The 26,630-nt window shown below is 70.7% G+C and carries 19 protein-coding genes and 4 pseudogenes; 14 read left to right on the plus strand and 9 right to left on the minus strand.

Annotated features, from left to right (window positions below):
- Positions 1–81: 81 nt before the first annotated feature.
- The 9 genes and pseudogenes from ABZY12_RS03405 to ABZY12_RS03445 all read left to right on the plus strand — a co-directional run.
- Positions 82–1,338, plus strand: coding sequence for a glycosyltransferase family 4 protein (locus tag ABZY12_RS03405; protein ID WP_356886616.1), 1,257 nt, complete (start codon positions 82–84; stop codon positions 1,336–1,338).
- A complete protein-coding gene (locus ABZY12_RS03410; RefSeq protein WP_356886618.1) occupies positions 1,331–2,080 on the plus strand; it encodes a class I SAM-dependent methyltransferase in 750 nt (249 codons plus the stop codon). Before ABZY12_RS03405 ends, ABZY12_RS03410 begins: the two co-directional genes overlap by 8 nt.
- Positions 2,081–2,102: 22 nt before the next feature.
- Positions 2,103–6,380 carry an alpha-(1->3)-arabinofuranosyltransferase family protein gene (locus ABZY12_RS03415; protein ID WP_356886620.1) on the plus strand — a complete coding sequence of 1,426 codons (4,278 nt, stop codon included), beginning with the start codon at positions 2,103–2,105 and terminating at the stop codon, positions 6,378–6,380.
- Positions 6,377–7,951: a condensation protein gene (locus tag ABZY12_RS03420; protein WP_356886622.1), complete on the plus strand. Its 1,575-nt coding sequence runs from the start codon at positions 6,377–6,379 to the stop codon at positions 7,949–7,951. Before ABZY12_RS03415 ends, ABZY12_RS03420 begins: the two co-directional genes overlap by 4 nt.
- Entirely contained in the window at positions 7,948–8,763 is an 816-nt protein-coding gene (locus tag ABZY12_RS03425; RefSeq protein WP_356886624.1) for a methyltransferase domain-containing protein, read from the plus strand. The genes ABZY12_RS03420 and ABZY12_RS03425 overlap by 4 nt, the downstream gene beginning before the upstream one ends.
- A 3-nt stretch (positions 8,764–8,766) precedes the next feature.
- Positions 8,767–9,672, plus strand: a complete 906-nt coding sequence (locus ABZY12_RS03430) for a DMT family transporter (protein WP_356886626.1) — start codon at positions 8,767–8,769, stop codon at positions 9,670–9,672.
- A complete protein-coding gene (locus ABZY12_RS03435) occupies positions 9,669–9,896 on the plus strand; it encodes a Trm112 family protein (RefSeq protein ID WP_356886628.1) in 228 nt (75 codons plus the stop codon). Before ABZY12_RS03430 ends, ABZY12_RS03435 begins: the two co-directional genes overlap by 4 nt.
- A gap of 84 nt (positions 9,897–9,980) precedes the next feature.
- Positions 9,981–10,763: an SAM-dependent methyltransferase gene (locus tag ABZY12_RS03440; RefSeq protein WP_356886630.1), complete on the plus strand. Its 783-nt coding sequence runs from the start codon at positions 9,981–9,983 to the stop codon at positions 10,761–10,763.
- A gap of 30 nt (positions 10,764–10,793) precedes the next feature.
- Positions 10,794–11,703 (plus strand): annotated as a pseudogene (locus tag ABZY12_RS03445) (transposase); the annotation flags it as partial.
- On the opposite strand, the gene ABZY12_RS03450 reads toward ABZY12_RS03445, so the two are convergent.
- Positions 11,681–13,009 carry a M64 family metallopeptidase gene (locus ABZY12_RS03450; RefSeq protein WP_356886632.1) on the minus strand — a complete coding sequence of 443 codons (1,329 nt, stop codon included), beginning with the start codon at positions 13,007–13,009 and terminating at the stop codon, positions 11,681–11,683. The pseudogene ABZY12_RS03445 and the gene ABZY12_RS03450 overlap by 23 nt on opposite strands.
- A 181-nt stretch (positions 13,010–13,190) precedes the next feature.
- On the opposite strand from ABZY12_RS03450, the gene ABZY12_RS03455 reads away from it, so the two are divergent.
- Positions 13,191–14,531: a tetratricopeptide repeat protein gene (locus ABZY12_RS03455; RefSeq protein ID WP_356886634.1), complete on the plus strand. Its 1,341-nt coding sequence runs from the start codon at positions 13,191–13,193 to the stop codon at positions 14,529–14,531.
- A gap of 51 nt (positions 14,532–14,582) precedes the next feature.
- Here ABZY12_RS03455 and ABZY12_RS03460 read toward each other — a convergent pair whose 3' ends face one another.
- Entirely contained in the window at positions 14,583–16,250 is a 1,668-nt protein-coding gene (locus ABZY12_RS03460) for a tetratricopeptide repeat protein (RefSeq protein WP_356886636.1), read from the minus strand.
- Between the two features lie 226 nt (positions 16,251–16,476).
- Between ABZY12_RS03460 and ABZY12_RS03465 the strand changes: the two genes are divergently transcribed.
- Positions 16,477–16,803 carry a hypothetical protein gene (locus ABZY12_RS03465; protein ID WP_356886638.1) on the plus strand — a complete coding sequence of 109 codons (327 nt, stop codon included), beginning with the start codon at positions 16,477–16,479 and terminating at the stop codon, positions 16,801–16,803.
- Between the two features lie 145 nt (positions 16,804–16,948).
- Entirely contained in the window at positions 16,949–18,034 is a 1,086-nt protein-coding gene (locus ABZY12_RS03470) for a hypothetical protein (RefSeq protein ID WP_356886640.1), read from the plus strand.
- Between the two features lie 34 nt (positions 18,035–18,068).
- Here ABZY12_RS03470 and ABZY12_RS03475 read toward each other — a convergent pair whose 3' ends face one another.
- Genes ABZY12_RS03475 through ABZY12_RS03495 form a run of 5 tightly spaced genes read right to left on the minus strand, consistent with a single transcriptional unit; the run spans position 18,069 to position 22,286 of the window.
- Positions 18,069–19,514 (minus strand): cytochrome P450, encoded by a 1,446-nt coding sequence (locus tag ABZY12_RS03475; protein WP_356886642.1) that lies wholly within the window; start codon positions 19,512–19,514, stop codon positions 18,069–18,071.
- The gene (locus ABZY12_RS03480; protein ID WP_356886644.1) at positions 19,511–20,134 is read right to left on the minus strand and encodes an ATP/GTP-binding protein; all 624 of its coding nucleotides are present in this window, start codon (positions 20,132–20,134) and stop codon (positions 19,511–19,513) included. The genes ABZY12_RS03475 and ABZY12_RS03480 overlap by 4 nt, the downstream gene beginning before the upstream one ends.
- The gene (locus ABZY12_RS03485; RefSeq protein WP_356886646.1) at positions 20,115–20,480 is read right to left on the minus strand and encodes a DUF742 domain-containing protein; all 366 of its coding nucleotides are present in this window, start codon (positions 20,478–20,480) and stop codon (positions 20,115–20,117) included. The genes ABZY12_RS03480 and ABZY12_RS03485 overlap by 20 nt, the downstream gene beginning before the upstream one ends.
- On the minus strand, positions 20,477–20,884 hold the full coding sequence (locus ABZY12_RS03490) for a roadblock/LC7 domain-containing protein (protein ID WP_356886648.1): 408 nt from the start codon (positions 20,882–20,884) through the stop codon (positions 20,477–20,479). The genes ABZY12_RS03485 and ABZY12_RS03490 overlap by 4 nt, the downstream gene beginning before the upstream one ends.
- 1 nt (position 20,885) lies before the next feature.
- Complete coding sequence (locus ABZY12_RS03495) at positions 20,886–22,286, minus strand: ATP-binding protein (protein WP_356886650.1); 1,401 nt, start codon at positions 22,284–22,286, stop codon at positions 20,886–20,888.
- Between the two features lie 544 nt (positions 22,287–22,830).
- Between ABZY12_RS03495 and ABZY12_RS03500 the strand changes: the two are divergent.
- Positions 22,831–23,139, plus strand: a pseudogene (locus ABZY12_RS03500) (transposase); the annotation flags it as partial.
- A gap of 12 nt (positions 23,140–23,151) precedes the next feature.
- On the opposite strand, the pseudogene ABZY12_RS03505 reads toward ABZY12_RS03500, so the two are convergent.
- Both ABZY12_RS03505 and ABZY12_RS03510 read right to left on the minus strand, forming a co-directional pair.
- A pseudogene (locus ABZY12_RS03505) lies at positions 23,152–23,413 on the minus strand (transposase); the annotation flags it as partial.
- Positions 23,414–23,612: 199 nt separating this feature from the next.
- A complete protein-coding gene (locus ABZY12_RS03510) occupies positions 23,613–25,577 on the minus strand; it encodes an FG-GAP-like repeat-containing protein (protein WP_356886652.1) in 1,965 nt (654 codons plus the stop codon).
- Between the two features lie 225 nt (positions 25,578–25,802).
- Here ABZY12_RS03510 and ABZY12_RS03515 point away from each other — a divergent pair.
- Positions 25,803–26,610: pseudogene (locus ABZY12_RS03515) on the plus strand (IS5 family transposase).
- Positions 26,611–26,630: the final 20 nt, after the last annotated feature.

The following is a 26,630-nucleotide window of genomic DNA, read 5'->3' on the forward strand; positions in this document are numbered from 1 at the left end:
CCAGCCCAGCGCTTCATCCCGGAAGCCCGGCCGTCCCCCCACCCGCCTGCGTTCCGCAGCCCCCCGAGTTGGAGCACCTCTATGCCCCAGCGCGCGTCCGCCCTGGCCTCCGGCCAGAAGGACTCCCTCTCCCTTCCCGCTCAAGCCCTTCCCGCTCAAGCCCTTCCCGCTCAAGCCCTCACCGGCAGCCCGGTCGCCGACTCGCCGGCCGCCGACCCGCACGTCGCATCCCCCCAGGCGCCTTTGCCGCGCCGGATCACCTTCCTCGCACGCCGCGACGTGGCCAACCGTGCCGCCGGTGGCTCGGAACTGCTCATCGACCGGATCGCCGACGGTCTGACCGCCGGCGGCCACGAGGTCACGCTCGTATGCGGCGGCCCTGCTGCGGCACGCGACTACCGGGTGGTCTCCGCGGGAGGTGACGCAGGCCACTTCCTGCGAGCCAGGGGGACCTTCGCCCGCGAGGTCGGCGACTGCGACCTGCTGGTCGAGGTGTGCAACGGCATGCCGTACCTGGCGCCGCTGTGGCACCGCGGACCGACGTTGTGCCTGGTCAACCACGTGCACACGGATCTTTGGCAGATGCGCTACCCGGGCCCGGCGGCACGGCTGGGACGCAGGCTGGAGCACTGGGCACTGGCAGGCACGCACCGCGACAACCTGATGGTCGCCGTCTCCGAGTCCACCGCCTCCGAGCTGCGCGGCATCGGCGTGGCCGCGGACCGCATCCGGATCGTCCACAACGGTGTCGAGGACCCCGGCCCGCCGCTCCCCGAGGCCAAGGAGCCGCTGTTCCTGGCCGTCGGCCGACTGGTCGAGTACAAGCGCATCGACCTGCTCCTCAGGCTGTGGGAGCGGGTCCGCCCCGTCACCGGCGGCCGACTCGTCATCGTGGGCGACGGCCCCGAGCGGGAGCGGCTCGAAGCCATGGCCGGCCCGGCCGTGACGTTCGCCGGGCGCGTGTCGGAGGCCGAGAAGCACCGGTTGATGTGCGAGGCGTGGCTCCTGCTGCACCCCTCCCTCGTCGAGGGCTGGGGTCTGGTCGTCACCGAGGCGGCCGCCCGGGGCACCCCGGCGATCGGTTTCGACATACCCGGCCTGTGCGACTCCATCGAGGACGGTCAGACCGGGGTGCTCGCCCGGGGCGAGAGTTCGTTCGCCGCCGCGTGGTGCGCCCTGTCCCTCAGTACCGAACGGCGCGCCGCCATGGGCCGTGCCGCCGCGGAGCGCGCCAAACGCTTCCGCTGGAGCGCGACGGTCTGTCGGTTCCAGGAGGTCGCCGCCGAGGCCGTGGCCCGCGCCGCCCTCCAGGGACGCGGCAGGAGCGGCCATGGCTGAGATCGCCGAACGTGGATTCAAGGATCCGTCGCTGAGACGGTCGGCCGCCCTCTTCCGGGCGTTCATGCGCGAACCCAGCGACCCCGAACGGTGCTACACCCTGCTGGCCCGCGACTCGGTCGCACAGGTGGCACGTCATGTGGACCTGGCCGGCAAGATCGTCGTCGACGTCGGCGGCGGCAGCGGCCACTTCACCGAGGAGTTCCGCCGCCGTGGCGCGCAGAGCTACCTCTTCGAGCCCGACCCGCGGGAGCTGAGCGCCCGCGGCCCGGTCACCGAGGACGCGGTGCTCGCCGACGGATATCTGCTGCCGCTCGCCGACGGGGCGGCGGACGTCTGTTTCTCGTCCAACGTGCTGGAGCACGTGTCGGATCCGCAGACCTTCATCAGCGAGATGGCACGGGTCACCCGCCCCGGCGGACTGATCTACCTGTCGTTCACCAACTGGCTCTCCCCCTGGGGAGGTCACGAGACCGCGCCGTGGCACTACCTCGGGGCCGACCGGGCCCGCGAACGCTACGAGCGGCGCACCGGCCGCCAGGCCAAGCACACGCTCGGCGAGAACCTCTTCCCCGTCCACATCGGCCCCACCCTTCGGCACGTCCGTGCCCGCGACGACGTGCAGGTCGTCACGGCGCGCTCCCGTTACTGGCCGTTCCTCGCGAGCACGATCACCCGGGTGCCGGGACTCCGCGAGATCGCCACCTGGAATCTGCTGCTGATTCTCAGGCGAAGCCCATGAGCATGCGAAGCGAGGAACGGTCATGACCACCACGGTCCAGGCGCCCACCCGGGTGCCGCAGCCCGGCCCGACGCCGTCGCAGGCGTCCGGCGAACCGCGCGGACGACGCCTGCTGTTCGGCTTCTGGGCCGTCGTGCTGGTGTCGTTCCTCGCGGTGTCACCGGGGAAGATGACGTTCGAGACCAAACTCGGCGTCGCCCTCGACCCCTGGCGCTTCATCGGCGACCTCGGCTCGCTGTGGAACGGCAACGTGGGCCTCGGCGGCATAGCCAACCAGTACGTCGGCTACGCCTTCCCGGCACTGCCCTACTACGCGCTCATGGACCTCCTCCAGGTGCCGGTGTGGCTGGCCGAACGGCTCTGGCTGTCGATCATCGTGACCGCCGCCTTCTGGGGCGCGCTCCGGCTCGCCGAACGTCTGGGCGTGGGGACGCCCGCGCCCCGTGTCCTCGGTGCCGTCGTCTACGCGCTGTGGCCCACCTTCACGATCGTCATCGGATCGACCTCCGCCGCCGCGCTGCCCGGTGCCCTGCTGCCGTGGGTGCTGCTGCCGCTGACATCCGCGCACGCGAGCCCCCGGACGGCCGCCGCGCGCTCGGCCCTGCTGATCCCCTTCATGGGCGGCGTGAACGCCGCCTCGACACTGGCGGCGCTGCTGCCCGTGGGCCTGTACCTGCTCAGCCGCCCGCCCGGCCGGCGCCGGCGGGCGCTGCTCGGCTGGTGGATACCGGGCGTCGTCCTGGCCACCGTGTGGTGGGTGGTGCCGCTGCTCCTGCTCGGGATGTACGGCGAGAACTTCATGCCGTACGTGGAGCAGGCCGACACCACCACCGCCACCATGTCCGCGACCGAGCTGCTGCGCGGCGCCGGCAACTGGGTGGCGTATCTGAACTTCGGTGAGGCTTGGCTGCCGGCCGGCTGGACCGTCGCGACCTCCGTCGTCACCGTTCTCGGTTCTGCGTTCGCCGCGGCCCTGGGGCTTGCGGGCCTGGCCCGGCGGGACCTGCCGGAGCGCCGCTGGCTGATGCTGACCGTCCTGGCCGTCGTCCTGGTCGCGCTCGCCGGGTACGGCGGAGCCTTCGGCGGTCCGGTTCACGGTGTCGTCCAGGACTGGCTGGACGGGCCGCTGAAGCCGTTCCGCAACATCTACAAGTTCCAGCCGGGCCTCGCCCTCGCGCTCGCCCTCGGACTGGCCCATCTGACAGCCGTGCTGTCCGAGAGCCGGGGGTCCCGCGCACTGGGCGGTCGCCGCTGGGTACCCGCGACCGTGGCGGTGCTGGTCCTGCCGGGTCTGGCGCTGCCGTACGTCAACGGCTCGATCCTGCAGCCCGGGGCGTTCACCAAGCTTCCCACCCACTGGGACAAGGCAGCCGACTGGCTCAAGGACAACGCCCCGAACAGCCGGACACTGGTCGTACCGGCGACGGCGCACGGCATCTACACCTGGGGATCCCCCATCGACCAGCCCTTCGATGTCCTGGCCGAGACCCCTTGGGCGCAGCGTGACTTCGTCCCCTTCGGTACTCCCGGCGCACGCCGCATGACGGACGCAGTCGAGCAGGCGCTGCTGTCGGGCTCCGAGGTTCCGGGCCTTCAGGCGTACCTGGCACGGGCCGGCATGCACGAGGTGGTCGTCCGCAACGACCTCGACCCCGACCAGATCGGCTACGTCCCGCCGCAGACGGTGAAGCGGACCCTGGAGTCGTCCGGCTACCGCAAGGTCACCGGGTTCGGCCCGCTGGTGACCGGCGGACGCATCGCCGCCGACACTCCGCTCCAGGTGCAGGGGCTCTACCCGCGGCTCCAGGCCGTGGAGATCTACGAGCCGCAGGACCGCGAGCGGCCCGACAGGGTCGGTCTCTCGGCCGTGGCCGACACGGCCGTGGTCAGTGGCGGACCCGAGGCGCTGCTCCGGCTGTCCGCCGATCCCTCGATGACCGAGCGGCCGGCCGTACTGGCCGGGGACAGGCTTCCCGAGGGCCTCGTCGCACCGGTGAAGGCGGTCGCGGACGGGCTGCGCCGAGCCGACACCCGGTTCGGCCTGGTCAACAACAACACCTCGTACACGTACACCGCGAACGAGCGCAATCACTCCGGCAGCCTGCAGAACCCGGGTGAGAAGCCCAAGCAGATCCTGCCGTCGGAGGGCACCGATCATCAGACGACGGCGGTGCTGCGGGGCGCCAAGACCGTGACGGCCTCCAGCAGTGGCAACTGGCTGTTCCACCTGCCGCAGTACGACCCGGTGAACGCCTTCGACGGTAATCCGGACACCGCGTGGGCCGAGGGCAGCCCGGGCGAGCCGGCCGGACAGTGGCTCAGGGTGGAGTTCTCCCGGCCGACCGCCGTCCCGGCCTCCATCCAACTCACGCCCCTGCCGGGCGACTCGATGCGCGCGGCGGCCACCCGGGTGCGGATCGAGACCGACCGTGGTTCGGCCGACAGCCCCCTCCAGACGAACGGCCTGCCGCAGACCGTCAAGGCTCCTGCCGGCGAGGCCTCCTGGATGAAGATCACCATCGTCGCCGCGCAGCAGGCGCGCCCGGGCCTCTCCGGGGCCGGGTTCTCCGAGGTGTCGATCCCGGACGTGCAGGTGACGCGCATGCTGGCGCTGCCTGCCGACGCCGAGCGCACCGACGGGGCGGCGAGCGTGTACTCCCTGCACCGCGGCACCGACGCCGGCGGCCTGTCGCCCGTATCGGCCGAGGTGGGACTGCACCGGCGGTTCAGCACCGGGGAACCGGGCGAGTACGAGGTGTCGGCGCGAGCCGTCGCCGTGCCCGGAGCGGCGCTGGACGAACTGCTCGACCGTTCCGCCCCCGGATCGAAGAACCGGGTGACGGCCAGGGTGGACTCCATCAGCCCCGACGGCGCACAACTCAGCGCCCGCAACCTGGTCGACGGTGATCTGACGACCGCGTGGATAGCGGGCGACCGGCCCGTCGTCCACTTGAACTGGCCCGAGAAGAGGAAGATCGACGAGATCATCCTCGCGCCGGCGGGCGGGGTGTCCACCCGGCCCGAGCAGGTCATGATCAGCTCGCCGCACGGCGCCGCGGTGGCCGACGTCGACGAGAACGGACGGGTCCGCTTCCCGGCGATCGAGACGAACCGGCTGGACATCACCATCAGCAGGGTCGCCCCGCTCACCGTCCACAACCCGGTGGCGAACGCGCAGTTGCAGCTGCCTGTCGGGCTGAGCGAGGTGCACGTTCCCGCACTCGCCGACCTGCGGGTGCCGCGCCCGAAGCCGTCCGCGCGCTTCTCGCTGCCGTGCGGCCAGGGCCCGGACCTCGCAGTGGGCGGTGTCCTGCACAAGACGAAGGCCTCCGGACTCGTCCGGGACCTCACCGAACGGCGCCCCGTCACCGTCGCCCTCTGCGCGGGGAAGGAGAAGGACGGCACCCTGGAACTTCCGCCCGGCGATCACGAAGTGGAGGCGGGTGACGCGGGCCCGCTGGCGATCACCGACGTCACGCTGACCCGAGGCACTCCCGCGGAACTGACCGGAGCGGCGGGTCGCGAGGCCACCGTCACCCGGTGGACCGACGACAGCCGGGCCGTGTCGGTGTCGGCCGGCTCCGGCGAGGCCACGTACCTGCGGACCTACGAGAACGCCAACGACGGCTGGAAGGCCACCCTGAACGGCACGGAGCTGAAGCCGGTACGCCTCGACGGCTGGCAGCAGGCGTGGGTGATCCCGGCCGGGACGTCCGGCACGGTGACCATGGAGTTCGAGCCCTCCGGGCCGTACCGGACAGCCCTGATCGGCGGTGCGTTCGCGCTCGTTGCCCTGCTCGCCCTGGCCTTCGTGGGCCGCCGACGTCACGACGGTGGGACCGACGAGGAGCTGTCCGAACCGTCGCCCCCGGGGATGCTGCTCGGAACGCTGGCGCTGACCGCGGTCGTCGCGGTGGCGGCGGGGCCACTGGCCCTGATCGTGCCCGTACTCGCCGTGGCGGCACGGTTCCGGCCGGCCGTGCTGGTGCCGACCGCGGCGGCGGCGATGGCCGGAGCGGGCCTTGTCGCGGCCTTCGGCGCCGGAGAGCCGGTCGCCACTGGGGCTGGCTCGTTCAGCGGCTTGGCGCAGGTGCTCGCGCTGGTGGCCCTGTCCGCCGCGCTGGTGACGGCGGTCGGGCCGGCGTCCGTGGCCGCCGGGCGTGGGCATGGCGACCCATACGAAGACGACGATTCCGACGCGCCGGAAGCCGGACCAGTGGTCACGGCCAGGCCGAGTGGCACCGGCGACGGGCACCGGCCCGCGCCGCCCCTTCGGCCGGAAGGCGGTGGCTCCTCATGACCGCGCCGTGGAATGCCGTCGGCAGGGTCCGGATTCCATTTCCGACCGTCGACGAGGTGTCGCGGCACTGCCTTAGCGACGACGAACCGGAGAGCGTACACATCGAGGTCCACCTGCCCGGACGGGTGGACCCGGCACGGCTGCGGGCCGCCTTCCGGCGGGCGCTGCTGACGCACCCCAGGGTGCTGATGCGGGAGGTGCCCGGCCGTCGGCACCGGCGGTCCTTCGCGTGGGAGCTGACCGGCGAACCGGACAGCGACCCGGTGAGCTTCGCGGGGCGGGGCCCCGACGCGTTGGCCAGGACCCGCGCCCGCGCGCTGAGCGCATGCCCGCCGCTCACCCTGTCGCCGCCGATGCGCCTGGAAGTCGTCGAGGTGGACGAGGGAGCGGTCGCCCCGGAGGTGTCGAGCGTGTCTGCCGAGACGCGGACCGTGCTGCTGCTGACGATGCATCACACGGCCCTCGACGCGCCGTCGGGGCTGCGAGTGCTCGCCACGACCGCCGAACAGTACGGCGGCGCGGACGCACTCCCGGTCACCGGGCGGGTCCGGCCGGGGCGCTCGAGTCCGGCTCCGAGCGGGACCGGCCGCGCCGTACGTGCGCGCCCCGTACGCGTCGCACCGGACTCCCGCCCCGAGCCGGTACGTGCCCGCGCCGTGGGCAACGGCATGTTGCAGGCGGATCTGCCCGTTCCGCGGCGTGTGGCGGGGGCCGGAGGCCTCCCGCCCTGGACCGTCAACGACCAACTCCTGGTCGCCGCATCACTGATGGTGGGCCGCTGGAACGTCTCGCAGGGCCGGCCGGCCGGTCCGGTACGGATCACGATGCCCGTCGACGACCGGCCGCGCGGCACGGAGATGCCGATGGGCAACGGAACCCGGCTCGTCGAGGTGGCCATGACCTCCGAGGACCCGCGCGACACGGACCTGCTGCTCGGTGAGCGGCCGGACCCGGCAGCCGTTGCCCGGTTGCTGCGCACCACCGCTCGCCGCACCCGCGCGCTGAAGTCGGCCCAGGGCGCCCCCATGGGCGCCGGGGCGAGTCTGCTGACCGCACCGCTGCTCCCCGTCGGCATCCGGGGCGTGCTCACCCGTGGCGCACGGCGGGCGGCGGCGCCCTGGACATCGACGGCACTGGTCACCAACATCGGACGCGTGCCGTACGCGCTGGACTTCGGCGACGCCGGCCGCGCGACGGCCGTGTGGTTCTCCGCACCGGCGCGGATGCCGCGCGGGCTGAGCCTGGCGGCGGCTTCCACCGGCGGGCGGCTGCATGTGACGCTGCGCTGGTCGCGGGCGCTGCTCGGTGAGGCGGCCGGTGCGGACCTGGTGGGTTTGTTCGAGGAGTCGCTCTCGACTACGTCTCTCACCTCGACCGGGGCGCATGCTCCAGGGGCGGGGCCGGGAGCCGGAATCCGGAAGGTGGACGCCACCGCCACGGACGCCGAAAGCTCTTCGGCCCGGGATCACGCACGGGGCCCGGGCGGGCCGTACCACCGCGACACACCGCGTCCGGACCCGACACCGGGTGGAGCCCGTTCCACCCAGGACAACCACAAGAGGCCGTCATGACCCTCTCCGCCAGCGGCTCCACAGAAACCGGGAAGTCACCCGAGGCGGCGGTGACTTCGCCCGAGGCTGCGGTGACCTCGCCGAGCCGGCCGGTTCCGGGGCTGCGGGACTTCTACGAGAACCCCACCGTTCCCGTCGCCTCCGGGGAAGCCCGTACGCTGCGCCAGGCCCGGATGCTGGCCGACGCGCTCGGCCCCGTCGGGCCCGGCCGCCCGGCCGCGACCGTGCTCGACGTCGGCTGCGGGGACGGCTCGGCGGGCGCGACCGCCGCCCGCGTCCTGGACGGGCACCGCATCGTGGGGATCGACTGGTCGCAGGACGCGCTGCGCCGGGCGGCGCCGCGCCTGAGCCAGGTCGTCCGCGGCGAACTGACCGGCAACGGGCTGCCGTTCGCCTCCGGCAGCGCCGACGCCGTGCTGTTCAGCGAGGTCGTCGAGCACCTCGTCGACCCCGACAGTGCCCTCGACGAACTGCGCAGGGTGCTGCGACCCGGTGGGCATCTGATGCTCTCGACGCCGAACCTCGCCGCCTGGTACAACCGCGCCCTGCTGCTCGCCGGAGTCCAGCCCGTGTTCTCCGAGGTGAGTCTGCGCCGCATCCACGGCAGACCGGGCAGGGAGGTGGTGGGCCATCTGAGGCTGTACACGGCACGCGCGTTGCGCGAGTTCGTGGCGGCGTCCGGGTTCGAGGTGGTGGCGGTCGCCGGCGCGCCGTTCCACGGAGTGCCGCGCCCGCTCCGCCCGCTGGACCGCCTGGCCTGTGGGCTGCCGTCCCTCGCCTCCATCCTCCTCGTGCATGCGCGAAAGGTGTAGCCCGTGGTGTGGGGTGTGACCGCCGCGCTGGTGGCGAACGTCCTGTACAGCACCGGCTTCGTCCTGGAGAAGCGTGCGCTGGCCGGCATGCCGCCGCTCAGTGCCGCACAGCCGGGCCAGGCCCTGATTCTGCTGGCCCGCAGGCCCCTGTGGATCTGCGGGGCTCTGGCGCTGGCCCTGGGGTTCGCCGCGCAGCTGGCCGTCTACCGCACACTGCCGATAGCCGCCGCCCAAGGCCTCTTCCTGTCCGGCCTTGTCCTCCTGCTGGTGCTCTCGTCGGTGGTGCTCGGTGAGCGCCCCTCCGGCCGTGAGCGACGCGCGGTGGCCGTCATCGGTCTGGCGCTGGTGATGGTGGTGGCCTCCCTGTACGGGACCAGCGAGGAGATCAGCCGCAGCGCGCCCACGGGCATTCTGCTGGCACTGTGCGTGCCGACACTCGCGGCCGGGCTGCTGCTCTACTCGGCCGCGGAGCGGCGCGCCCGCCGACGTCATCGGCAGCCGACCACAGGAGTGGCCTACGCGGTCGCGGTCGGTCTGATCTACGGCGTCAGCTCGCTCGCCATCAAGGGCGTCTCCGGCCGTCTGGACACCTCGGACCTCCTGGGCTCCGTGCCCGCCCTGCTCGCCTCCCCGTACCCGTATCTCCTCCTGGTCACAGGGGTCAGCGGACTGGTGCTGTCGCAGACCGCGCTCCAGCGTTGCCGGGCCTCACTGATCGTCCCGGTGTGCTCGACGGTGACCTGCGTGTTCACCATCGTGAGCGGCACGATCGCGTTCGACGAGCCGCTGCCCGACGACTTGTTGCGGCTGTTACTGCGTCTCGGCGGCGCCGTGCTCGCACTGACGGTCCTGCTCACCCTGCCGCGCCACGACGCGGACACCCCCACTTCCGAAGGAACCCGGCCATGAAGCCTGACAACCCGCTGCTGAAGATCCTCGCCTGCCCGCTCGACAAGGGGCCGCTGATCCTCGACGAGATCGGGGGCGCTCTCTACAACCCGCGCCTGCGCCGCCGCTATCCGATCGTCGACGGCATTCCGCAGTTGCTCCCCTCCTCCGGAGTGCCGGACGCCGAGGAGGAACCTGCCGCCGAGGAGGAACAGAACGCGTCCGCCGGCCGGGACCGCGCTTAGGCCCCAGCCGGCCGGTACGTGTGTGGCGGGGCAATGCACCATAGGCGTAAGGGAGTTGCTCAGACGCTGCGCTACGTTGAAGCAGTGACCGACATCGAATCGCGCATCGACACGTCCCGGCCCCACACCGCCCGGATATGGAACTACTGGACCGGCGGGAAGGACAACTACCCCGTCGACCAGGCGGCCGGCGACCGGATCCGGGAGCTGCATCCCGGGATCGGGGAGTACGCGAAGGCGGACCGGCTGTTCCTGGGGCGGGCGGTCCGGTACCTGGCCGAGCAGGAGGGCATCCGGCAATTCCTGGACATCGGGACGGGGCTGCCGAGCGCCGGCAACACTCACGAGGTCGCCCAGCGCGTCGCCCCCGACGCGCGTGTCGTCTACGTCGACAACGACCCGCTCGTCCTGGCACACGCCCGGGCGCTGCTGGTCGGCACGCCCGAGGGCCGCACCGACTACCTGGACGCCGATCTGCGGGACGTCGACACGATCCTCGCCGCCGCGGCGAAGACGCTCGACCTTTCGCAGCCGGTCGCGCTCATGCTGCTCGGGGTCGTCATCTTCGTCGAGAACGACGAGGAGTCGTACGGGATCGTGCGTCGGCTCATGGACGCGCTCGCACCCGGCAGCCACCTCGTCCTGTCCCATACCGTGGCTCATCCTGACATGCCGGATGTCGACGCGGCTGTGGCCTTCTGGAACGAGCACGGCACCCCGAAGCTCACACAACGGACCCCTGCCGCCGTCGCACGCTACTTCGACGGCCTGGAGCTGCTCGAGCCCGGCGTGGTCTCGTGCTCCGCCTGGCGACCGGAGACGCCCGCCGCCGATGTCGCGATGTACGCGGGCGTCGGCCGCAAGTGAGGGCGGGCACCGGCGGGACGGAGCACTCCGCAGGTCCGAGAGGTCGTCGAGCGCCTGGTCGCCGCCGGGCAGTGGAAGCCCGTCGACCTGGACATCCTTCTGGTCCTTGATGCCGGTTACGACGTTCAGCGGCTGTCGTTCCTGCTGACCGATCTACCGGTCGAGTTGCTGGGCATGCTGAGGTCGGACCGGGTGATGCGCCGGCCGACGCCGCAGAGGATCTACGATCCGAAGGGCGGGCGGCCGCCCAAGCACGGCGGCGAGTTCGTCTTCGGCCGGCCGGACACCTGGGGCGAACCGGGTGTTCGCACGGTCAGGAAGACGGAGCGGTACGGCACCGCGGTGGCCACCGCCTTCGAGACTGACCCGCCGGGCGGCCTGGCTCACCCACCGGGACGAGCTGCCGATCATCGAGGGCACCGTCATCCGGCTCAAGGACGACCGTCTGCCCAACGGTGCGGAGCCGAAGCCGGTCTGGCTGTGGTGGTCGGGCACCGGGGCGAGCGAGACGGGTGTCGACCGGCTCTGGCACGCGTTCCTGCGGAGATTCGATCTTGAGCACACCTTCAGAATGATCAACCAGACCCTCGGCTGGACCCGCCCGAAGCTCCGCGATCCCGAGTCCGCCGACCGCTGGACCTGGCTGATCATCGCCGCTCACACCCAACTCCGCCTTGTCCGTGGCCTGGTCACCGACCACCGCCGCCCGTGGGAACGTCCGGCTTGCCCTTGCCCGGCTGGATGCAGGTCGGGGACCGAGGAGCGCGCTGATCAGCCTGGAGGCCGCCCCGGCGCTCGCCGCGGGGGCGGCGCCGATGGTACCCGCCGGGACCGGCCCGGTCGTACGACTTCCGATCGGCCGGTCACCAGCAGGACAGCCCTCCGGCAGAGGGCCGGCCACATCATGGTCACCGGGCTCAGAGGCGGACCTTCCAGCTGACCGTGGACGTCATCGCCGCGGAGATGCCGCGGTCCCGTACCGAGGGCGAACGGTCCTGCGCGGTGATCGACAGCCGGTGTGTCCGCAGGTCCAAGAGCCGCCCGGTCAACTCGGACACCCGCACCTGCGTGCGGCCCGCGAGGAACTTCAGTTCCCGGCCGTCCAGATACCAGCGGATCGTGAGCCGGCGTCCGTCGGTTCCCGTCAGCTGGGGTACGAGCGCCTTCGCGGTGTCGCGCGCGCGAAGGGTGCGGTCGGTGGGGGTGACCGCGGTGGCGATCTGCGCCTTGCGGTAGAAGCCGGCGATCATCGCCTCGACACCGGGCAGGTTGAAGGGCTTGCCGAGGGAACGCATCAGGGAGTTCTCGGTGGGCCGACGCAGTCCGGTGACGTAGTAGCCCCCGCCCTCGTACGCGCCGACCGTACCTCCGTCCGGAGACGGTTCGCCCAGCCAGTGGTGCCACTTGGCGTGCCGTGAGGCGAGGTCGGCCGCGTCGAGTGTGGTGATGTTGGCATCGCCGGGCTCGGGACCCGTGTAGCGCTCGTAGCCGGGATGGTCGGGGTAGAAGTATTCGTCGGCGAGCTTGCCCAGCGAGTGGCCGGTCTCGTGGATGGCGACCTGGCCGGATTTCTCGTTGCCCGCCGAGGCGGTCGATATGCCCTCGTAGCCGAGGGTCGCGCTCGGCTCGTTGTAGCCCGCGCCGCCGTACTTGGCGCTGTTGGCGAGAACGAGGACCAGATCGGCCTCGGGGGCCTTCGCCACGTAGCCGTCGACCTTGTCCTGGTCGATGCAGAGCAGCCGCTCGATGTCGCCGCACCAGAAGTACGAGCCGAGTGCGGTGTCCCGGACGGTGCCGGGGCCGGGGTCGCCGGAGACGCCGGACTGGTTCGACACGGCGTCGACCGTCCAGACGTTGAAGAGGTTCCGGTAGGTCGTGTACGGCTCGACGGCCGTCAGCTCGGCCCACTTCTCCGCGGCGTCGGCGTGGAACCGGCCCTGTTCGGCGGCGGTGTAGCCGTCCCCGACGACCACGATGTCGAGCCGGTCGGTGGTGGGGCCGTTGTCGACCATCTTGGCGACCTCGCCGTCGGCGGCCGCCTCGGCCGCCGAGAGTCGGGAGGCCGGCCGGTCCTGGCCCTCTCGCGGTACGCGGGTGTGGCCGGATCCGGCCACCGTGCCGTGTTCCGGCCCGGGTATCTCGACCTCGGCGCCGGCCCCGGCGGGTGTCGCCGGGTCGGCGGCCGCACTGCCGGGCTGGGCGGCCAGTACGGCCGCGAGGACCGCGGCCACCGCGACCGCCGTCATGACTCTACGACGTGCTGGACGTACTGGATGCACTGGACGCATGAACTCATCTCCCTGACACGGAAGTTAAGTACTCTGTTAAACAGAGTGAACGGGCCGCTTAAACTAGGGGGAGGGCGGGGGCGTGCGCAATGCCTGCTTCCCTTGAATACTGGGGAGTTCAAGAGCCAGGGGGGTTGCCATGGACGAACCGGCCGAGATCGGGCGCCGCGTGCAGAAGCTGCGCAGTCAACGCGGTCTCACGCAGCGGCAGTTGGCCGAGCCCTCCTATACACCCGCGTACGTCTCGACGCTGGAGTCCGGGAAGGTCAGGCCCTCCGAGGCCGCGCTGCGCTTCCTCGCGGACCGGCTCGGCACGTCGTACGAGGAACTGGCCACCGGACGCCCCGCCCACCTCGCCACCGAGCTGCGGCTCGCCCTCACCGACGCGCACCGGCAGTTCGCGACCGGCGCCGCCGACGACGCCGCCGTCCGCTACCGGAGGGTCCTCACCGACGCGGAACACCTCGGCCTCGCCCCCGAGCAGGCCGAGGCGCTGCTCGGACTCGGTGACTGCGCCCTGGAGAGCGGCGAACTCGCCGACGCCGGCCGTCACTTCCAGGACGCCGAACGACTCCTGGCCGACGCACCGCTTCCCCGCCGCGCCCGCGCGATCCGGGGCCGCGCCGTCGCGCACCTCCTGGCCGGGGAGCTGCGCTACGCCTGCTACCTCCTGGAGTCCGCCATCGACGAGCTCGGCGCGAGCGGGCTGGTCGACCCCGAGGCACTGGTCATCCTGTACGCCGCCGTGATCGGCCCGTACATCGACCTGGGAGCCCACGCCCGCGCCGCGCATGCCGCCGAGCTCGCGCTGGCGCTGGCGCCGCAGGTCGACGACCCGGCGCTGGTGGCGGGCATGCACCGGCAGGTGGCCCGCACCTTCCTCGCCGAGGGGCGCACGGCCGACGCCGACGCCTCGCTGGCCAAGGCGCAGGAGATCTACCAGCAGCTGAGGCTGCGTACCGATCTCGCGCACTGTCACTGGATGCGTGGCTACGTCAAGGCGCAGAACGGAGAACTAGGCTTCGCCGAACGGGAGTTGCGCACTGCTCGGGACATGTTGACCGCCAAGCGCGCGACGCTGTTCACCGCGCAGGTGGAGGTGGAGCTGGCCGACGTCCTGCGGCGGCTGGGACGGTACGACGAGGCGTCGGATCTCCTCATGGCACTCCTGGACCTCGGCGACCGCCACGGCGCGGTGCACGCGGGCGGCGCGCACCGGCTGCTCGGTCTGATCGCCGAAGAGCGGGGGCAGAGCGAGACCGCCGAGGAGCACTACGTCACGGCGCTGGCCCTGCTGGAGCGCAGCGGCGCCAGCGGCGACCTCGCCGACCTGTGCCGTCTGCTGGGCGACCTGCTGCGCCGCGGCGGCCGCACCGAGGCCGCGCTGGACGTCTACCGCACGGGCCTGGGCCACCGTGCCGCCCCCGGGACGACGACGCTGGGCCCGGCCCCGACGGCGCCGGCGCTCCCGCGGCTCTGAGGGCGGCTGGAACCGTTCCGCCCGCTGCCCGGACGTGGCCGGGAGGAGCCGTCACGCGGCCGGCGCCGCCTCCACCTCCGCGAGTTCCTTCGCCGGGTCGGCCGTCCGGGCCAGCACGTCCAGGTCGTCCCTGCTGTAGCGGGCGCGCACGTCTTCGTCCCACCTCGCGGTGGCCGCCCGCAGTGGCTCGACGGCTTCCGCGAGGCGGCCCATGCGGTGCAGGACGAGTCCGTAGTACCCGGCGGCCTCCGTCCCGTGCGCAGAGCCGGTGCCCTCTTCCCAAGCCTTGCGCAGAAACGGTTCCGCCTCGGCGTACGCGCCGCGCTGGGCCTTCAGTCTGCCCGCGAGCATGGCGTTCAGCGGTGACCCGTCGTCGGCCGCGCGCACATACCAGCGCTCGGCCTCCTGGTAGTCGCGGTGGTACTCGGAGAGCCGGCCCATCTGGTTGCACGCGTCGTGGTGCCCCGCCTCGGCGGCCCTGCGGTACCAGTGGTCGCGCGACGCGGGCCCGCGCAGCGAGCCGTACAGCTCCGCGAGGTCGTACGCGGCCTCCGGGTCGCCGGCCAGTGCGGCGGGTTCGATCCACCGGATCAGGTGGCGGTCGCCCGCGCCGGCCCAGTCACCGAGGATCTTCCCGTACGCGTACGAGGCGTGGACATCGCCCGCCTCCGCGCGCTCGCGGAGCCCGGGCAGCCGGCGCAGGTCCTTGCCGGGGGCGGCGCCCGCCTCGCGGATCGCGGTGATCCGGTCGAGCTGCGCGACGACGTCCTCGTCGTCCTCCCCGACCTCACGGAACCAGCGTTCGGCCTCTTCGTACCGCCGCTGCCGCTTGCAGAGGAGGCCAAGGTTCCACTGGGCGGCCGGGTGCCCGTCGCCGGCCGCGAGGCCGTACCACTGCTCGGCGTCGGCGAGGTCGCCGCGCTGCTCGTGCAGGACTCCGAGGACGTACGCGGCGCCTTCGTAACCCTCCTCGTGGGCCTGGACCAGCAGGCGGCGGGCCTCGGGCCAGGAAGCGTCGCCTGCGGTCTCGTCCAGGAACACGGCGTGGTCCACGCGGACGGAGGCGCTGAGCGCGGAGGCCCTGCGGTAGTAGCCCGCGGCTTCGGCGGTCAGTCCCGAGTAGTCGCGGAAGTGCCGCTCCAGATCGAAGAGCGGGCGCAGCGTCTCGGCCGCGGCGTCCCCGTCCCCGGCGCCCTCGGCGGCGTCGAGGGCGGCCGCGACGCGGTCGAAGTCCTCGCGAATCGACTCGAAGAGCTTCACCCAGCGGAAGACCGCGATGTCGCCCAGGCCGATGTCGCTCATCAGGAACTTCGGCGCCTCGTCGAGCCGCCCCTCGGCCGCGAGCAGCTTGCCGAGCTCGATCTTGCAATCCAGGTTGCGGCCCTCTTCCCAGCCGCGCCGGAACCATTCGGCGGCCTCCGGGTCGCCGTTCTCCTTGAGCAGTACGCCGAGTCCGTAGGCGCATCCGGAGTGCCGGTCGGCGGCGGCACGGTAGAGCGCCTCGGCCGCCGGTCGGTCTCCTCGGATCTTCCGGTACCGGGCAAGGGTGTAGTGCGAGAAGGCGTCCCCCGCGGCCACCGCCTGCTCCCAGTACGGGATGCCTTCGTCCACGTGGTGGCCGAGCACGAAGAAGTCGGTGTGCCGGCGGGCGGTCCTCGCGTCACCGGCGCGCGCGGCGGCGACGAGCGCCTCTCCGCGGGTCTGTATGTCCTGCCTCATGATCCGCATCGTGCCAGGTGGGGCCAAGGACCGCCCAGTTGAAGACCGTTGACCGTCCGGGTCGGGTACCGGCGCCGCACCGATCGAACAAGGCGCGGGCCGGTTCCCCACCCGCCCTACGACAAAGGGAGCCTGATGGCGGTTAGTTGATCCGGTTCCGTCCGTCGGGTTGGCTGTCACTGATGCGCGCCCGTACGTCATCACCCCAGGACCCGGAGAGGGAGCCATGGCCACCGACACCCCCGCCCCGGCACCGCAAGGCCCGCCCGCCACCCCCGACCAGGCCGTCGACATCGTCCGCAGCCGCTACGCCCAGCCCAAGCTCCCCGACGGCACGCCGCTCGAACTGAACGTCCACGAGTTCGACATCGGCTACCTGGTGTACGCCACGTTTCCGTCCCGCGCCGACGCGTCGGGCGGGCACAAGCCCGCTCCGCCCGGCGGAGCCAAGATCGTGGTATCGAAGGAGACCGGTGAATCCGTCGCCGTACCCAACCACCCGACAGAGCAGGCCATCGCCCTCTATCGCAAGAACCGCGAGCGAAGGCCCTGAAAGGGTGTCGGCACTCCGGCGTGCCGGGCTCCCCAGGTGAGAGCGAGAGGGAGCGGGTTTCCTTCCCACGGGTGGTACCGCTCGCGACTATGGTCCGCACACCGACGCCGGACCAAGATTCCAAGAGAAGGAAGGGCTGATTCCTATGACAGCGCATGCCGTCACACTCCCCGATCTCTGGATGCCCTATCCCGTACGGACCAACCCGTATCTGCCGACCCTGCACGAGGCGGCCGAGACGTGGGCGCGGGAGATGGGCATGCTGGACAGCGACCAAGCGCCTCCGACCGGCCGTGCCATATGGAGTCGGTCCAGGTTCCATGCCATGACCGTCGACCGGCTGACAGCCTGGACTCTTCCCGACGCGTCACGCACCGCCCTGCTGCTCAACCACCGGTTCAACGTCTGGGCTCTGGCCTGGGACGACTACTTCGCCTCCGCATTCAAGAGGACGGACGACCTCGCCGGCGCGATGTCCTTCACCTCCCGGCTTCACGCCTTCCTGCCGCCGGAGGCCGACGCACGGTTACCCGAACCGCGGAACGCGGTGGAGCGGGGGATGGCGGCCCTCCAGCAACACCTCTTCCCTGCGGAACTGGCGCATTGGCGACTGGAGTTGAACCGCGCTCTGGCGAGCTACATCGATGCGGGAGTGCAGGAGCTGGCCAACAGCCGTGCCGGCCGTGTTCCGGACGTGATCGAGTACGCCCAGTTCCGTCGGGAAAGTTTCGCGGCCTACACGGCCCCCTACTCCGTCGAGCTTGCCACCGGCGGGCGGATCCCCGAGCGGATCCGCCACAGCCGGACCGTCCGCGCCCTGCTCGACGCCTTCATGGACTACATGGGGCTCGCCAACGACATCGCCTCCTACGAGCGGGAGGTCCATGAGGAACGCGACGTCAACAACCTCGTCGTCGTCCTCGGCGCGTCCCTCGGCATCACCCTCCATGAGGCGGTGTCTGCGGCCGTTGATCTGGTGAACGCGCGCCTGCGTCACTTCGAGCATCTCCGGCGGAGCGAACTGCCCCTGCTCGTCGAGCGAGCCGGTCTGCACGCCGGTGAGCGCCTCGAACTGGAGACGTGGCTCCGGGGGGCCTGCGGTTTCCTGTCCGGCCTCCATGCCTGGTACACCGGAGCCCCCCGGTACGCCCCGGCGAACGGCTCGTTCCCGGAGCAACGTCCTCCCTTCTCGACTCCGCTCGCCGGAGAGCGGTACGCCTCGCCGCCATGAGGCGCCCACCGTGCCCGCGTACGACCGGGAACGCCTACCGCCTCCGCAAGAGGCGTCTGACGCGCGCCCGCCACGAGGCACGGGGTTCGGGTGTGCGTGGGGACTCGGGATCGGTCGTCGGCCGCGGCGGTGCGGGAGGCGTCCCGCCGCCCCGGGTGGGCGGGGCCGGCAGCGGTGCCGGAATGTCCGGGGCCTGGGGCGACCGGGGGGCGAAGTGGACGGGCAGCGCCGTCAGATGCCGTGCCCAGGTGGAGGAGCGCCAGGTGAGATCGTCCTCGGGGACGGCCAGGGCGATGTCGGGAAGCCGGGTGAGCAGGATGTCGATGCCGGCGTCGGCGATGATGCGGCCGATGTCCTGGCCGGGGCATTCGTGGATGCCGGCGCTGAAGGACAGGTGCGCGCGGTTGTGGTGCACGGGTGTCGAGGGCTCCGGGCGGATCACCTGGTCGACGTTTCCGGCGGCCAGGCCGAGCAGGAGCATGTCTCCCGCCTTGATCTGCTGTCCACCCAGGGTGGTGTCCCCGTTGGCCCAGCGGCCCGGGCACACCATCAGCGGTGGCTCGTCCCAGAGAACCTGCTCCACGGCTTCGGGCAGGGTCATCTGGCCGCCGGCCAGCGAACCGCGGAACCGGGGGTCGGTGACCACCATGCGGAGGACGTTGGACATGAGGTTGGCGGTCGTCTCGTAGCCGGCGAGCAGGATGAGGCGCAGGTGATGCTGCACCTCCTCGTCGGTGAGGTTGGCGGGATGGGCCATCAGCGCGGATGCGATGTCGTGCCCCGGCTGGGCGCGCTTGGCGACGACGAGCTGTTCGAGGCTCTCGAGCACATAGGCATTGCTGGCGAGCGACGTTTCGGTGGCCTTGAAGAGATCACGGGCGGCGTGCACCAGCTTGGGGCCGGACTCTTCCGACATGCCGAGCAGGTGGGTGAGGGTGAGCATGGGCAGGTGCTCGGTGAACCGACTCACCAGTTCGGCCTCGCCGTCTTCGCAGAACCCGTCGATCAACTGGTGGGCGAAGCGCATGATGTGGCGGCGGATTCCGCGGTGGTCGAACTGATTGAGGCCGGCCGTGACCGCACCGCGCAGACGCTGGTGTTCTTCTCCGTCCGCGCACACGCAGTCGGGGCGCCAGCCGATCATCGGCATGAGCGGCGAGGTGGCGGGGTCGATCTCTCCGCTCGTCCAGCCGTGCCAGACCCGGGGGTCGCGGGAGAACTGGGTGGAGCGCGTGGCCACATCGCGGTTCTCGAGATACCCCAGGACGAGCCAGGCGCGTACGTCGCCGTCGAGCAGGACGGGCGCCACCGGACCGTGGGCGGCGCGCAGCTCCTCGTACAGACCCATGGGGTCCGTCGCGGCGACGGTGCCGTAGAGCCGGGTCGCTCCGCCGGCTCCCGGGGCAGTGTGGGCCGGACAGCCCGGAGGCGGGGAGAGGCCGGGCTCCGTGGCGGTGTTCTCGGCGGGTGGGACGGTCATACGGGCTCCTGGGCGGCGGTGAGGGTGCACAGGTAGACCATCAGCGAGAGCAGGGCGTCGCGGCAGGACGCCCGGTCACGTGCGTCACAGGTGACGATGGGCACGGATTCGCTGAGGGCCAGAGCGGTGCGCAGATCTGGAATCGGGTACTGCGGGGCTTCCGGGAAGGCGTTGACGGCCACGATGAAGGGGACGCGGCGGTCTTCGAGACGGGTGACGACCTCGAAACAGACTTCGATCCTTCGTGTGTCGACGAGGACAACGGCACCGAGGGCGCCTTCGAAGATGCCGTTCCACAGGAACCAGAAGCGCTCCTGTCCCGGCGTCCCGAACAGATAGAGGATCAGCTCCTGGTTGATGCTGATCCGTCCGAAGTCCATCGCGACGGTGGTGGTCTTCTTGCCTTCGGCGCCGGGATTGTGGTCGATGCCGACGCCTGCCTGGGTCATGGTCTCTTCGGTGGTCAGGGGCGGGATCTCGCTCACCGCTCCGACCATGGTCGTCTTGCCGACTCCGAAGCCGCCGACGATCACGACCTTGACTCCCCTGGCGCCGTGGGGCAGCGGCATGTCGGTGCCGCGCGGGCCGGCAACGCCTGCTTCAGAGCTTACGTAGTCCATGGATCACCGCCTCCAGAAGGCCGCGTTCGGGGTATGCCGCGACAGGCACGGGTGCGATCGCCTCCACCCGCTCGTCGTCGACGAGTTGGGAGAGCAGCACCGTGACGACGCTGAACGGAAGGCTGAGGTACGCCGACACCTCGGCCACCGACAGCGGGTACTCGCACATGGAGAGGATGGCCGCCTGCTCGGGCTGCATCGCGGGTTCGGGTGCGGACCGCGCCGCGATGAGCGTGACCAGGTTGAACGTCTTGGCCGTCCTGGCCGAGGAATCCAGGCCACCGGTGATGACGAAGAGCGGAACGGGACTGCCTTCGTCCCATGGGCCATGGTTCTCTGATGTCACATCGCCTGCCCGACGTCATCACGAGGCGGGCTGGTCATGTGCTGACCGATCCGGACCACCAGCGTCCGCATGCGGTCGCCCAGCAGTCCGGCGTCCACCTCCTCGTCGGCCAGCACCGCGAGATAGGCCCCGGGGCCGGCCGCCATCATGCAGAAGTAGCCGCCGTCGGCTTCGATCCCGACCATCCGCGTGGAGCCGTCGCCGTCCGGGAACCGCTGCGCGATGGCCCTCGCCAGGCTCTGGATACCGGAGCAGGCCGCGGCGATCGCGTCGGCGGTGTCGGGCTCGGTGTTCGTCTGCCCGATGCACAGGCCGTCCGACGACAGGACGACCACGTGTCGCACGTACGGGACGCTGCCCGCGAGCTCCTTGAGCATCCAGTCCATGTTGGGCAGTGGCTGCATGTTACTCAACCTCATCTGACGGCTCGCTGTGTGGAGTGGAAGGTGCGGCGCCCGATCTCTTCTCGCCGTTGAACGCCTCCCACATCAGACCCGGCTGGCGGCGTGTGCCGGTGGTTCGCCGGGAGGCGGCCGGAGCGGCGGGGGGCTCGGGGGTCGTGCGGACGACCGGTGTCGGGACCGGCGACTCCCGCCGCCGCTGCGGGAGCCCGTTGACGGTCTTCTTGACCTCGACGGAATCCGTCGCGGCAGGGCTCGGCGGCGTCGGTCGGGGCAGGGCCGGGCCGCCCGAGTGCCTGCGGGCGAGCTCGTGGACTCTCACGACCGGTTGCGGAACGGTGGTGATCAGGTGCCGGGGGACGAGCACGACGGCCCGCACGCCTCCGTACGCGGAGGTGCGCAGGTCGACCTCGCAGCCGTGCTCGCGGGCCAGCCTGCTGACGACCGGCAGGCCGAGCTGTGTCACGTCGCCGAGACCCGCCAGCTCGATACCGGACGACGCCGCCTGCGCCATGACGCGGTTGATGCGCTGCCGCACTTCTTCGGTGAGTCCCACCCCGCGGTCCTCGATCTCGATCGCGATGCCGGAGGGCACCTCGCTCGCGGTCACCTCCACCGGAGTCTGCGGCGGTGAGAACGTCGTGGCGTTGTCGAGCAGTTCGGCGAGAAGGTGGATCAGCGGCTCGGCCCCCGGGCCGACCACCGCCACTTCTGTCACCGCCTGCAGCTTCACGCGGGGATAGTCCACGATGCGTGACATGGCCCCCCGCAGGACGTCGTAGAGCGGAATCGCCTTCGACCACTGCCGGCCGGGCCGGGCGTCGCCCAGGACGGCGATGCTGGCCGCGAGGCGGCCGATCAGGGCGTTGCGGTGGTCGATGTCCTGCAGGCCGCGGGAGACCACGAGATCCGTACCGTGGACGATCTGCATGGTGTGGAGGTCTTTGGCGAGTTGATGCACGATCGCCTGGACCCTGCGCGCGATCGCCACGAGTGCCCGCTGCGAGGAGTCGCGTGTCTGCTCTTCGGTCTCCACGGCTTCCAGGACCGTCCGCAGAGCCGAGCGGAGCGCTTCGGTGAACTCGTCGTCGAGGTGTTTCCCGAAGGTGATGGAGCGCAGGATCTCCGAGGCGGCGTCGCCTTTGTGCAGACGGGCGACAGCCGCGGGGAGCAGCTCTTCGGCGAGCCATACGGTGGTGGCTCGCTGATCGGACAAGCGATCCATCAGCGCGGCCTCGCGTCGCGCGTAGTCCTCCTGTGCCTCGGCACTGGCCCGCGCGCGGCGGGCCGCGTCCGCCGACCGCGTCCAGCGTGCGGTCGCGACCGAGGTGATGACCGTCAGGACGACCGCGGCGAGGCCGCACCAGGCAACCGGTGTCCGTATCTGTGCAGGGGAGAAGAGCAACGCTATCGCGAGGGCTCCGGCCAGAACTCCTGGAGAAATGAGCCATACCGGAGCGACCGCGGGCGGCCGGGCTCTGGAAGTCGAACCTGCACGAACCATCAAGGAGGTCCCTTAAACAGTCTGGAATGAACGGACTGAGGTGATGCGATGCGCCGACAGAAAACGGGTCGGGCTTTTCTCGGGCGAAAACGTGCTCCGAAGAGGCCCCCGACGGGTTGCTTCGGGGTCGCGCCGATGGTCGCTTCCCTCCGCAGCCACGTGCCGTCCGCGCGCTCACAGCGTCCATGACTCGCTGTGAGCGCGGCGCAACACATGTGGGGAGCATAGTCAGTTCGGGTTCGCCGTGTGACTTTGCTGAAAGGGCGGCCTCCACTGAACAATCCGGGCCCATAAAGCGATCAATCGCCGCACCTTAAATGCTATGAATCGATCACATCGTGGCGTCTGCTCATCGTCCCGAGGCCGGCCACACCAGCGGCAAACACCTCGGCTGTCCGTTGGCGATGACGGCAGTCGGGCAGCGTCGGGTCGCCATACCGAGTCTGTGGCCCACTGGGTGGATGAGCCGCTGTTGCCCAAGGTTGAGCGTCGGATGCGGCATCCGGGGCGCAAGCGGCATCCTGACCGGCTGGTGTTCCAGGGCATCCTGTTCGTGCTGCACACCGGGATCGCCTGGGAGCAGCTGCCGCAGGAACTTGGCTTCGGCTCGGGCATGACGTGCTGGCGCCGCCTGGCCGAGTGGACCAAGGCCGGGGTGTGGCCTCGGCTGCATGAGGTCCTCCTTGCCAAGCTCCGCGGGGCGAACGCCCTGGACTTTTCCCGTGCTGCGGTGGACGGCTCCCACATCCGGGCGTTAGACGTCATCTCATTTGGTGAGTCTGCGGTAGCAGATGAGGGTGCAGGCGATGCTGGTGAAGGCGAGGAGGTGCTCGGCTTTGCGTTCGTAGCGTCGGCGAAGGCGTCGGCAGCCGGCGAGCCAGGCCATGGTGCGTTCCATGGTCCATCGGTGTCGTCCCAGCCGCTGTGAGCTCTCGATGCCTTCTGCGGGCGATACGGTGTCGGATGCCTCGGCTGGAGAGCCATTGCCGCAGGTGGCGGTAGTCGTAGCCCTTGTCGGCATGGAGCCGTTCAACGATCCCTGCCACGCTCCACAGGCTACCGAGCCAATTGAGATGGCTAGTGGGACGCCATCGCAGTGCCTGTGCAGTCGAGGCGTCTTGCCGAGACGGCAGACAGAGTCTCTCCGGCTGTGGAGCGGGCATGCGGAAAGCACCGGGCCGCGGGGGAGGCGAACTTCATCGCCTCCCCCGCGGCCCGGTGCGAACGTCAGACGCAGCGTCCGTCCATCCAGTCGGTGAGGCCCGGCGTCCACGAGGTGGCCAGACGGGTCGCATCGGCGTCCAGCGCCCGCTGCCAGGAGGCGTAGTTGCCGGAGGCCGGCGGGGGCGGCTCCTGCCAGTCGACGACGTCGTACCAGTCGGGGAGGCCGGTGAGGGCCGCGGAGAGCCCTGCGGCCCTGACCCGGCTCTGGAGCACCGGATCCAGCTGCGCGTCCGACGTATAGATCATGATCTCCTGTGACGCGATGCGCTCCGCGATCGGTGCGAGCACCTCGTTCCAGGCCGTCTCCCGGATCGACGAGTCGCTGCTGAGAAGAGACTCCTTCGTTTCCGGCTTCACCTCCACCAGCACGACCATGCCGAGGGCCTTGGCACTGTCGAGCCACTCCCGGAACGTGTACACGGTCTCACCCGTGTAAGGGCCGCGCGTGATGGTGCGTCCATCGAGCGGGTTCGGCCCGCTCGCCCACGTCAGCTCCGAGATGGAATCGGACGATCCGGTCAGCCCGAACGTGGTTCTGTTGTGCCACATCACGGCCTTGGTGCCGTTCTTGGTCAGCCGCAGATCGGCCTCCACCCCGGCCGCGCCCCAGCTCTTCTCCTGGGCGAGGCCCCTGGGGTGGTTCGCTGCACGGATCTGGTCTTCTGCCCAGCCTCCCTCCTCCTGGGGCCACCCGCCGTGCCCGAACACCGCGGGACAGTAGGGCAGCAGGGTGGGGCTGGTGTACCCCTCCATCATGTGGACCTGGCCGAAGGTCCAGTTGCCGGGCTCGGACTCCCAGCTGTGCAGGGGACTGTTGAGGTCACCGTCGGTCTTGGCGGTGAAGGTGATCGTCTTCACCCGTCCGTCGGCGTAGCCGTAGAGAGTGGCCAGGTCGTCGCGGCCGTCCCCGTTGAAGTCACCGGTGACGATCTTCATACGCGAACGGTCGTACGAGCCCGCCGGGAGGATCAACATGTCCCGCCGGGCACCGAACTTTCCGTCCGTGCCGAGACGGAAGCCGATCACCGCGTCGTGTCCGTCTGCGTAGTCGTACCAGGCAGCCAGTTCGTCACGGCCGTCACCGTCGAAGTCACCCGCGTGCAGACTGGCCTGCCGGAACGTCCAGCCCGGGGACTCCCAGCCGTGCACGGACTCGGCGAACCCGCCGTCGGTCCGCCCGGCCCAGTACATCAGCTTCACACTGCCGTCCCGGTACCCGTACAGCGCCGCGAGGTCGTCGCGGCCGTCCCCGTTGAAGTCACCGGTGGCGAACTTCATGCGGTTGACGTACCAGCCATCCCCAGGGGCCCGCTGGAAGGAGGAGAAGTGCGCGCCGAAACCGCCGTCCGGGCGGGCGAGCATCGTGAAGAGTTTGTCGCTGCCGTCTCCGTAGGCGTACCAGACGGCGACGTCGTCACGGCCGTCCCCGTTGAAGTCGCCGGCCTGGGCGGTCATGGCGTCGAAATTCCAGTTGCCCGGCGCCGCGGTCCAGGAATGGAGAGGACTCTCGAATCTGCCGTCTCCACGGCCGAGCCAGGTCAGCAGGGTGACCCGCCCGTCCTCGTAACCGTAGAAGGCCGCGAGGTCGCCCACACCGTCCCCGTTGAAGTCGCCGGTGAGGCGCTTCATGTTCTCGACCCAGTAGTTGCCCGCGGGGGTCTCCCAGCCCACCCCGGGCGCGGCGAAAGCGCCGTTCGAGCCCGCGAGGAAGGTGCGTACGGCGTCGTGCCCGTCCGCGTAGTCGTACCAGGCGGCCAGATCGCTGCGGCCGTCACCGTTGTAGTCGTGACGGGCACCGGTGCCGGCCAACCGGACACCGGTGCCCGATCCGGCCGCCTCAATGGTCGGCGCATCCGCCGTGCCGTCGAATGCCGTGGCCGTCCCTGCCGGTTGCCCAGGCGCGGCGGTCGCGCTACCGGCGCCCGTGGACAGGCCGAGCAGAGCGAAGCACAGCACGGCCGAGCCCACTGCTATGGAAGGTCTCCTCATCCAGCTCTTCACATCCCTTGCCGTCGAACGAAAAAATGCACCCCTCGGCGGGGGTGCATGGGGAGCGAGCCTCGCCCCGCCGGATCGTTCATCTCGCCACAGCCATGGCGAAGACGACGACCGACGCCTGCGGAGCCGTCGATCATTAGACCATTCAAGATCCTTCCACAGAGCCATCTCCATTGGCTCGGGAGCCCGCGGAGCGTGGCAGGGATCGTTGAACGGCTGGTGCCGGATGAGTCGTGGGAGCTGTTCCAGCGGGGCGCCGAAGGCGCCGTCACGGCCCCAAGGTGGTGGCCGGCGTCGGCATGGTGACCGTGAGGCGCTGGCCGCGATCGTGTTCGTGGCGACCTCCGGGTGCACGTGGCAGCAGCTGCCCGCCGCATCGTTCGGACCGTCCGGGGCCACGGCCCATCGTCGGTTCACGAGTGGTCGAAGGCCAGGGTCTGGGCCAAGCTGCACCGCCTGGTGCTCGACGAGCTCGGCTCCCGGGGCGAGCTGGACTGGTCGAGACGTGCGATCGACTCGGTGAACATGCGGGCTCTGAACAGGGGGACCTGACAGGTCCGAATCCTGTCGACCGGGGCAAGTACGGGTCGAAGATCCATCTGATCACCGAGCGGACCGGTCTGCCCCCGGTCCGTCCGCATCTCGGCAGCCAACCTGCACGACAGCCAGTCCCTGACCCCGCTGGTGAAGGGCATACCGCCGATCCGCTCCCGCCGCGGCCGACGCCGGCGCAAGCCCGGCAAGCTCCATGCCGACAAGGGCTACGACTACCGCCACCTGCGGCAATGGCTCTCCAGCCGAGGCATCCGACACCGTATCGCCCGCAGAAGGCATCGAGAGCTCACAGCGGCTGGGACGACACCGATGGACCATCGAACGCACCATGGCCTGGCTCGCCGGCTGCCGACGCCTTCGCCGACGCTACGAACGCAAAGCCGAGCACCTCCTCGCCTTCACCAGCATCGCCTGCACCCTCATCTGCTACCGCAGACTCACCAAATGAGATGACGTCTCAATAGGGGG

This window comes from Streptomyces sp. NPDC006551 (genome assembly GCF_040611675.1).
Taxonomy (GTDB): Bacteria; Actinomycetota; Actinomycetes; order Streptomycetales; family Streptomycetaceae; genus Streptomyces.

Coding starts and splice junctions, on each gene's coding strand:
- ABZY12_RS03405 (WP_356886616.1), top strand. CDS start 82: ATGCCCCAGCGCGCGTCCGCCCTGGCCTCCGGCCAGAAGGACTCCCTC.
- ABZY12_RS03410 (WP_356886618.1), top strand. CDS start 1,331: ATGGCTGAGATCGCCGAACGTGGATTCAAGGATCCGTCGCTGAGACGG.
- ABZY12_RS03415 (WP_356886620.1), top strand. CDS start 2,103: ATGACCACCACGGTCCAGGCGCCCACCCGGGTGCCGCAGCCCGGCCCG.
- ABZY12_RS03420 (WP_356886622.1), top strand. CDS start 6,377: ATGACCGCGCCGTGGAATGCCGTCGGCAGGGTCCGGATTCCATTTCCG.
- ABZY12_RS03425 (WP_356886624.1), top strand. CDS start 7,948: ATGACCCTCTCCGCCAGCGGCTCCACAGAAACCGGGAAGTCACCCGAG.
- ABZY12_RS03435 (WP_356886628.1), top strand. CDS start 9,669: ATGAAGCCTGACAACCCGCTGCTGAAGATCCTCGCCTGCCCGCTCGAC.
- ABZY12_RS03450 (WP_356886632.1), bottom strand. CDS start 13,009: ATGACGGCGGTCGCGGTGGCCGCGGTCCTCGCGGCCGTACTGGCCGCC.
- ABZY12_RS03455 (WP_356886634.1), top strand. CDS start 13,191: ATGGACGAACCGGCCGAGATCGGGCGCCGCGTGCAGAAGCTGCGCAGT.
- ABZY12_RS03460 (WP_356886636.1), bottom strand. CDS start 16,250: ATGAGGCAGGACATACAGACCCGCGGAGAGGCGCTCGTCGCCGCCGCG.
- ABZY12_RS03465 (WP_356886638.1), top strand. CDS start 16,477: ATGGCCACCGACACCCCCGCCCCGGCACCGCAAGGCCCGCCCGCCACC.
- ABZY12_RS03470 (WP_356886640.1), top strand. CDS start 16,949: ATGACAGCGCATGCCGTCACACTCCCCGATCTCTGGATGCCCTATCCC.
- ABZY12_RS03475 (WP_356886642.1), bottom strand. CDS start 19,514: ATGACCGTCCCACCCGCCGAGAACACCGCCACGGAGCCCGGCCTCTCC.
- ABZY12_RS03480 (WP_356886644.1), bottom strand. CDS start 20,134: ATGGACTACGTAAGCTCTGAAGCAGGCGTTGCCGGCCCGCGCGGCACC.
- ABZY12_RS03490 (WP_356886648.1), bottom strand. CDS start 20,884: ATGCAGCCACTGCCCAACATGGACTGGATGCTCAAGGAGCTCGCGGGC.